6 protein-coding genes and 1 pseudogene are annotated in these 6,640 nt (G+C 62.5%); all 7 read right to left on the bottom strand.

The genetic code is table 11. The features are described 5' to 3' along the window. Positions 1–130 (bottom strand): annotated as a pseudogene (locus EN914_RS19045) (FAD-binding oxidoreductase); the annotation flags it as partial. A gap of 155 nt (positions 131–285) precedes the next feature. After that, a complete protein-coding gene (locus tag EN914_RS19040) occupies positions 286–1,044 on the bottom strand; it encodes an FkbM family methyltransferase (RefSeq protein ID WP_024501322.1) in 759 nt (252 codons plus the stop codon). Continuing rightward, positions 1,041–2,273 (bottom strand): glycosyltransferase 87 family protein, encoded by a 1,233-nt coding sequence (locus EN914_RS19035; protein ID WP_024501323.1) that lies wholly within the window; start codon positions 2,271–2,273, stop codon positions 1,041–1,043. Before EN914_RS19035 ends, EN914_RS19040 begins: the two co-directional genes overlap by 4 nt. Positions 2,274–2,294: 21 nt before the next feature. Beyond that, complete coding sequence (locus EN914_RS19030; protein ID WP_196815379.1) at positions 2,295–3,725, bottom strand: aspartate aminotransferase family protein; 1,431 nt, start codon at positions 3,723–3,725, stop codon at positions 2,295–2,297. A gap of 104 nt (positions 3,726–3,829) precedes the next feature. Further along, positions 3,830–4,837 (bottom strand): NAD(P)-dependent oxidoreductase, encoded by a 1,008-nt coding sequence (locus tag EN914_RS19025; protein WP_024501325.1) that lies wholly within the window; start codon positions 4,835–4,837, stop codon positions 3,830–3,832. After that, positions 4,834–5,283, bottom strand: a complete 450-nt coding sequence (locus EN914_RS19020; protein WP_024501326.1) for an EamA family transporter — start codon at positions 5,281–5,283, stop codon at positions 4,834–4,836. The genes EN914_RS19025 and EN914_RS19020 overlap by 4 nt, the downstream gene beginning before the upstream one ends. A 124-nt stretch (positions 5,284–5,407) precedes the next feature. Next, a partial coding sequence (locus tag EN914_RS19015; protein WP_164778796.1) for an FAD-binding oxidoreductase occupies positions 5,408–6,640 on the bottom strand: 1,233 nt, incomplete at its 5' end.

Below are 6,640 nucleotides of genomic sequence, written 5' to 3'. Positions count from 1 at the left end.
GGATACCTGATTTGTCGATGCCGACAATGTCATCCCAGCCGCGTTCGATCAGGTGATGGGCGATCGATGCGCCGACAATACCGCCCAGGCCGACGATGACGACCCTCGCCTTTTTCGGAAACTCTGCCATTGCCCGCGACTCCAAAGTGATAAAGCGGGCGGACTATAGGGCGGAGCGGCAGGGCGATTGAAGCCTGTTTGCGACATTGGCAAAAAGCCGAGCGACCAGACGGCAGAATGCTTCACATCGGGCGCCTGGGGCGGTTCGCTTTTCGGTGGGCTAACTCAGGCGAAGGCCCAGATGTCTTCGGCCTGGAAGCCGACCTGATAGCCTGATGTCTTCAGCTTGACCACGACCTGGCCGATCTCGGCGGCCGGCAGCGCGCCAACCTCGACCTTGATCATGCCGGGGCGGTAGCGCTTGAGGTCGAGCTGTTCGAAAACGATCCAGTCGGCGCCCTCGCAATCGACGAGGAAGGCATCGATATGGATGATGCCGTTGCGGTCGAGCAGCGTCTGCAAGGTCTCGGATGGCACCTCGATGTCCCTGAGGTGCGGGGCGAACTTGTTGAAGTTGGCGTCGGCCTCGCCCCAGGCATTCTTGCCCGACATCAGATTGGTGTCGGTGACCGACGAACAGCCGATGAATTCGATGGGCAGCGTGCCGGACTCGAGCGCGGCGGCATCGAAGGTGTGGACGGTGATCGTCCCCTTGGCCTTTGTCACCGCCACCGGCTCGATGATGAACCGGCCGGTGTCGGGATAATTGGCGCGCAGCCGTTTCTGATTGTACGGGATCGGCTCGACCAGCATCGCGCGTGCGCCAGCTATGCGGTGCAGCCACGGCGTCACATCGTCGAACAGCGCGCCGTCGCAGGCGCCGACATTGACCATCTGGAACGGCCGCCCTGCCCCACCAAACCGCGCCTTCAGCGCCGCCTTGGCCAGGAACTTCGTGCCGCGCAGCGATGGTCCGCGGTCGAGAACGCCACTGGGAAGACCGAGCGACAGGGCAACGCGCGCCAGGCTGGATAGCGAACTCATGACTTGTCTCCAGGAATGATTTGCATGGCAGCGCGATTCTGACCGCGAGCCGCGGCCGCCCACAACGCCATGAGCGGCGTCGCCAGCAGCAGGAATGGCGGGATCAGATGCGGAAAATAGATGCGCGTGTCGTGGATCGGGAAGACGGTGAACTTCGCCAGCGCGCCGAGCACCAGTGCCGCAAACAGGATGCCGGCGCGGCGATCGAGGCGGAAGCCGGCGCGGGAGGCGGCAAACCAGCCGGCCAGTGCCAGCACCGACACCCCGACCCAGCTGTTCAGGTTGACGGCACGCAGCAGCGAGGTGGCAAATGCCCTGAGATAGGCAACGATGGAGAATGGCGGCTCGAACCCGTCCATATTGTAATGCTGCTCTATGCTGGAGAACCACAGATGCGGCCACCAGCCGGGATGATGCGCCCAGTGCGAGATGGCAAAATAGGCAACGAAGGAAGCGGCAAAGCCGGCCAGCGCGCCCCACGATTTCTGCCGGAAGGCGACCAGCAGCACGGTAAAAACAGCAAGGAAAACAATGTTGTCCGGCCGCACCATGAAGGCGAGGAAGAGCAGGATCGCGGTCGCCATCTCGCGCCCGCGGACATAGGCATAGAGCCCGCCGAGCAGCAGCGCTGACGTGAGCAGATCCGGCGTCGAAGCGCGCGCCGCATCGCCGAAATCGGCCATGATCAGCATCGCGCCGACCACAGGCGCCAAGGCCAGTGCCCCCTCGGAGCGCAGCCACATCAGGGCGATCGCGCCGAACAGCAGAACCGAGACCACTGAGACCAGGCGCATCGCCTCGACCGGCGACATCACCGCGCTCATCGTCGACAGGACCTCGGCGTAGAGGAACTTGATCCTGTACATGCCGAGCAGCGAATGGAAATCGGCGGCATTTTCTGTCATGTGGCTGCGGAAGCCGCCGCCATCATCGGTCAGCGCCTTATAATCGCTTGCCGAAACGCCCGATTTGACTGTGTTGTAGGCATAGTCGTGCAGGGCTTGTGCATTGGGATAGGTGCCCTCCTCCGATATAGCGAGATAGGGCAGCATGTCCCAGTTGGCGTCGGGCATCACCCATGCCGTGAACGCTGTAAAAAGGATGTAGAGCGCGAAGGCCGCAGCGCCGATCGGTGCCGCCAGCCGCGCATAAGTCCCCTCGCCCCACGCCAGGCCGGCTCCGGTGAGCCGGTCGAGTGGGTTTTGTGGAGCGGGCGACTTGGTCAGCATCGTTGTACCCAGCGAACTCGCTTAACGAACCTGGCTTTTGACGAAATCCTTCACGATCGACACGATGCCGCGCGACAGCAGGCTGTCGAAGGCATCGACGAAGCGGTCGACATGCTCGCGCTGGCAGATCAACGGCGGCTCCAGCCGGATGACGTTTCGGTTGTACTCGGTGAAGGCGACCAGCACGTCGTAGTCGCGCAGCAGCAGCGCGCCGACGAAGCCCGACAGCGAGCCCTTCAGCTTGTCGTCGAGCACGCTGACGATCGGCCGCAGCACCATCGGCAAGGTCTGCGAGAAGTCGTGGAACTCCAGGCCGACCATAAACCCCTTGCCGCGCACATCCTTGATGATCTTGGGGTACTTTTCCCTGAGCGCCTGCAGGCGCTGCAGCAAATAGTCGCCGGTGACGGCGGCATTGTCGATCAGGCCCTCGTCGTAGAGCACGTTGAGCCCTTCGATCGAGGTGACGCAGGCCTCGCCCATTCCGCCGAAGGTCGCCATGGCATGGATCATCGCCGTTTTCGGCGTGCCATAGGCCTTCATGTAGACCTCGCGCCGCGCAATCATCGCGCCGACCGCCGCCTTGCCGGCGCCGAGAGACTTGGCCAGCGCCGTCACATCGGGAACGACGCCGTAATGTTCGAAGGCGTAGAAGCGGCCCGAACGGCCGTAGCCGCACTGAACTTCGTCGGCGACCCACAGCACGCCATACTGGTCGCACAACGCGCGCAGCTTCTGCCAGTACTCGGCAGGCGCCTGGATGATGCCGCCGCCGCCCTGGATGGTTTCCAGCACGATGACGCCGACCTCCGGGTCGGAACGGAACAGGCGCTCGACCGCCTCGATGTCGGCAAACGGGATGCGGACCGTGTTTTCGGCCACCTTGAAGTCGGCGCGGTAGAGCTGGCCGTCGGTGATGCCGAGCACGCCCTTGGTCTTGCCGTGGAAGGAATTCTCGGCATAGACGATCTTCGGTCGCTTCGGACCGGCGGCGCGCTCGGCGAGCTTAACCGCCGCTTCCATCGCTTCCGAGCCGGACGAACCCAGAAACACCATGTCGAGATCGCCGGGCGAGCATTTCGCGATGTTGTGCGCAAGTGCCGCCGCATATTGCGACATGAAGGCGATGGCGATTTCCTGGCGCTTCTCCTCCTGGAATTTCTTGCGTGCTTCCAGGATGCGCGGATGGTTGTGGCCAAAGGCCAGCGAACCGAAGCCGCCGAAGAAGTCGAGGATCTTGCGGCCGTTCTGGTCGATGTAGAACATGCCTTCGGCGCGCTCGATCTTGATCTTGTGGAAGCCGAGCAGCTTCATGAAATGCAGCTGGCCGGGGTTGAGATGCGCCTTGAACAGGTCGGTCATTGCCGCGACGTCCATCGCCTTGGCCTGCTCGACGCTGATCAGGTTGGGCTTGGCGATGGTGGCGGGCGACAGCGCCGGCGCACTGACCATGGTGCGCGCATTCGTCTGTTCGGGCTTGGCCATGACGGTCATTTCAATCTCCTGTCTGCACGCACGACCGTAATCGTGCGCAACGAAAGCTGTTTTGCGAGCCGCTATTCGGCGGGCACATGTTTGGTGGCGACCGCGTGCCCGGCTTTCTTGGCGCGGTACTCGCTATAGGCGGCGATCAGCATGTCCTCGTCGCGATATTGCGGCGCCCAGCCGAGCTGACGCCCGGCCTTGGACACGTCGAGCACGCATTCCTCGTCGGCGATCAGATACTGTTCTGGGTCCATGATCGGCATGTTCATCAGGTCGAGCAGGTCCAGCGTGCGCTTGACCGCCCAACCCGGTGTCGGGATCAGGATCGATTTCGAGCCGGCATGCCTGATCAGATCGCCGAGCAGCTTCTTGACGGGCGGTGGATTGAGCGAACCCAGATTATAGGCCTCGTTTGGCACGCCGGCCTTCCAGGCCGCGCGGGCGGCTTCGGCGCAGTCGAACACCGAGATGAACTGATAAGGGTTCCTGCCCGAACCGATCATCGGCACCGGAAAATTCCAGTCGATCAGCTTGAACAGTTTTTCGAGAATGCCGAGCCGGCCGGGACCGATGATCAGACGCGGGCGAAACAGCGAGATCGACATGCCGCGCTTGCGCCACTCGGCCGCCAGCTCCTCGGTCTTCTGCTTCGACCAGCCATATTCGCCCAGCGGCGCCACCGGGTGCTCCTCGGTCATAGGCTGCGTGACCGTGTGGCCGTAGATCATGTCGGTCGTGTAGTGGACGAGTTTTGACGCACCGGCTCCGTCCATGGCCTGCATGATGTGCTCGGTGCCATGGAAATTTACAGGGAAGAAGAAGTCATGCCGCTTGGCGCGCACCTGGATCGGCGACAGCATCTTGGCCGACAAATTGTAGACCATGTCGTCGGCCTTCAGCCCAATCGCGGCGACCGAGGCCGGATCGGTGACGTCGCATTGGATAAAGCGGACGCTGCGGTAATGCGGCAGGTCGCTCTTGACGATGTCGGCGACGACAACCTCTTCACCATCGGCCACAAGCTTCGGGGCAAGATGGCGGCCGACGAAACCGTCACCGCCGAAAATCATATGTCTCATCGAACGATCTCGTTTGCTTGGATCTTGTCGGGCGTGATGGAAGCGGCCTGGTCCTCATGCCCTTGCCCACCCAAATCCCGGCCACTTTGCGCGATCAGCACCGTGCCGACGCAGATGAAGGCGATGCCGGCGATCCGCCAGCCATTAAGGTCCTCGCGGAAGACGAAATAAGCGAAGATGGCGACGGCAACATAGGCGAGGCTGAGGAACGGATAAGCGAAGGAGAGCTCGACCTTGGACAGCACATAGAGGTGCGAGGCCATCGAGATGACGAAGGTACACAGGCCAAGGAACACCCAGGGGCTGAAGACGATCTGCAGCAGCTTGACGAGCGGATTGACGCCCTCGAACGAGATCGGTCCGAGCGACATCATGCCTTGCTTCAGCATCAGCTGCGCCGCGGCATTGGTCATGACTGTAAAGAGAATGAAGACGATGTATTTCATGAGTTCCAAGCCACCCCTTCACGCTTCCTACTACAAACCCGCAAACATTTGGTGAAGTCCCAACATTGTTTTGAGTGAATCGCGCTATCAACCATCTGTTAACCAATAATTATTCGGATTTTATCTATTCGGCAGCCTCGACCGAGCCTCGCCGCGTATCCAATCTCTTCGCGGTGCGCGCCCAGAAGTCGGACATGAAGGCGTGGTCGCGGAGCGCTTCCAGCCGCTGCCATTCGGGAAAGGACGAAGCGAAGATTTCGGCCCCCATGCGGGCGTCCTTGTACGGATTGACCGCGCCGCCGGCCTCGACCGTGATGCGGTCGAGCTCCCGCAGCAATGTCAGCGTCGCGGCGCCCCTGTTGGGGAAATCCAGTGTCAGCGTGTAGCCGGGACGCGGAAACGACAGCAGCGCCGGCGAGCGGATGGAGCCGAAGCGTTTCAGCACCGTGAGGAACGAGCCCTGCCCGGCTTGCCTTGCAGCCGCCAGCAATGCCGGCACGGCCTCGCGCGCCGTCTGTTCCGGCACCACGCTCTGGTGCTGGAACAGCCCTTTCGGCCCATAAAGCCGGTTCCAATCGCGCACGCCGTCGAGCGGGAAGAAGAAGCCCTGGTAGCCGGCCTGGCGCGGCACCGTTGCCCGGCTCTTCCTCCACCTGTAGGCAGCGTTGAAGGCGGTCAGGAACGGCCGGTTGAGCACGTTGAACGGCGGCTGGACCGGCACCGAGAAATTGCCGCCGGCGCGCGAAGCGGCATGCGAGCCGTGCTCGGCGTGATTGCCAGTGAGCAGCAGGCCGCGACCGCTGTTGCGACCGCCGGCAAGCTGGTCGATCCAGGCGACCGCATATTCGTTGGCCTGATCGGCCGCCGCGGCCAGGTCGAAGAATTCGCAGAGGTCACGAAACGGCGTCGCCCTTTCGACGATGTCGAGGGAATGCACCCGCATCAGCCGGATCGAGGCCGACAGAATGAGGCCGGTCAGCCCCATCCCGCCGATCGTCGCCGCAAACAGCCGCGCATTGTCTGTCGCCGAGCAGCGATGGGTCTTTCCATCGGACCTGAGCAGCGTGAAGCTCTCGACATGGCAGCCGAAGGTGCCGCGCCGGTGATGGTTCTTGCCATGCACGTCATTGGCGATGGCCCCGCCGAGCGTGACGAATTGTGTGCCTGGCACAACGGCGGGGAAGAAGCCGTAGGGGGCAGCGTGGGCGATGATGTCGGACAACAGCACGCCGGCATCCGCCTTGAGAACACCGGTTTCGGCGTTGAAGGCGTGGATCCGGTTCAGCGATCGCATATCGACGACCGCTCCGGCCCCGTTCTGGCAGGAATCGCCGTAGGAGCGGCCATTGCCATAGGC

It is taken from the genome of Mesorhizobium sp. M7A.F.Ca.CA.001.08.2.1 (assembly GCF_003998455.1).
Taxonomy (GTDB): domain Bacteria; phylum Pseudomonadota; class Alphaproteobacteria; order Rhizobiales; family Rhizobiaceae; genus Mesorhizobium; species Mesorhizobium ciceri.
Note: the sequence above shows the minus strand (reverse complement) of the source record. Positions and strands in the feature narration are given on the sequence as shown.

What these genes read in the sequence shown, in the direction of transcription:
- EN914_RS19040 (WP_024501322.1), bottom strand. Translation starts at nt 1,044, where the DNA reads ATGAGTTCGCTATCCAGCCTGGCGCGCGTTGCCCTGTCGCTCGGTCTT.
- EN914_RS19035 (WP_024501323.1), bottom strand. Translation starts at nt 2,273, where the DNA reads ATGCTGACCAAGTCGCCCGCTCCACAAAACCCACTCGACCGGCTCACC.
- EN914_RS19030 (WP_196815379.1), bottom strand. Translation starts at nt 3,725, where the DNA reads ATGGTCAGTGCGCCGGCGCTGTCGCCCGCCACCATCGCCAAGCCCAAC.
- EN914_RS19025 (WP_024501325.1), bottom strand. Translation starts at nt 4,837, where the DNA reads ATGAGACATATGATTTTCGGCGGTGACGGTTTCGTCGGCCGCCATCTT.
- EN914_RS19020 (WP_024501326.1), bottom strand. Translation starts at nt 5,283, where the DNA reads ATGAAATACATCGTCTTCATTCTCTTTACAGTCATGACCAATGCCGCG.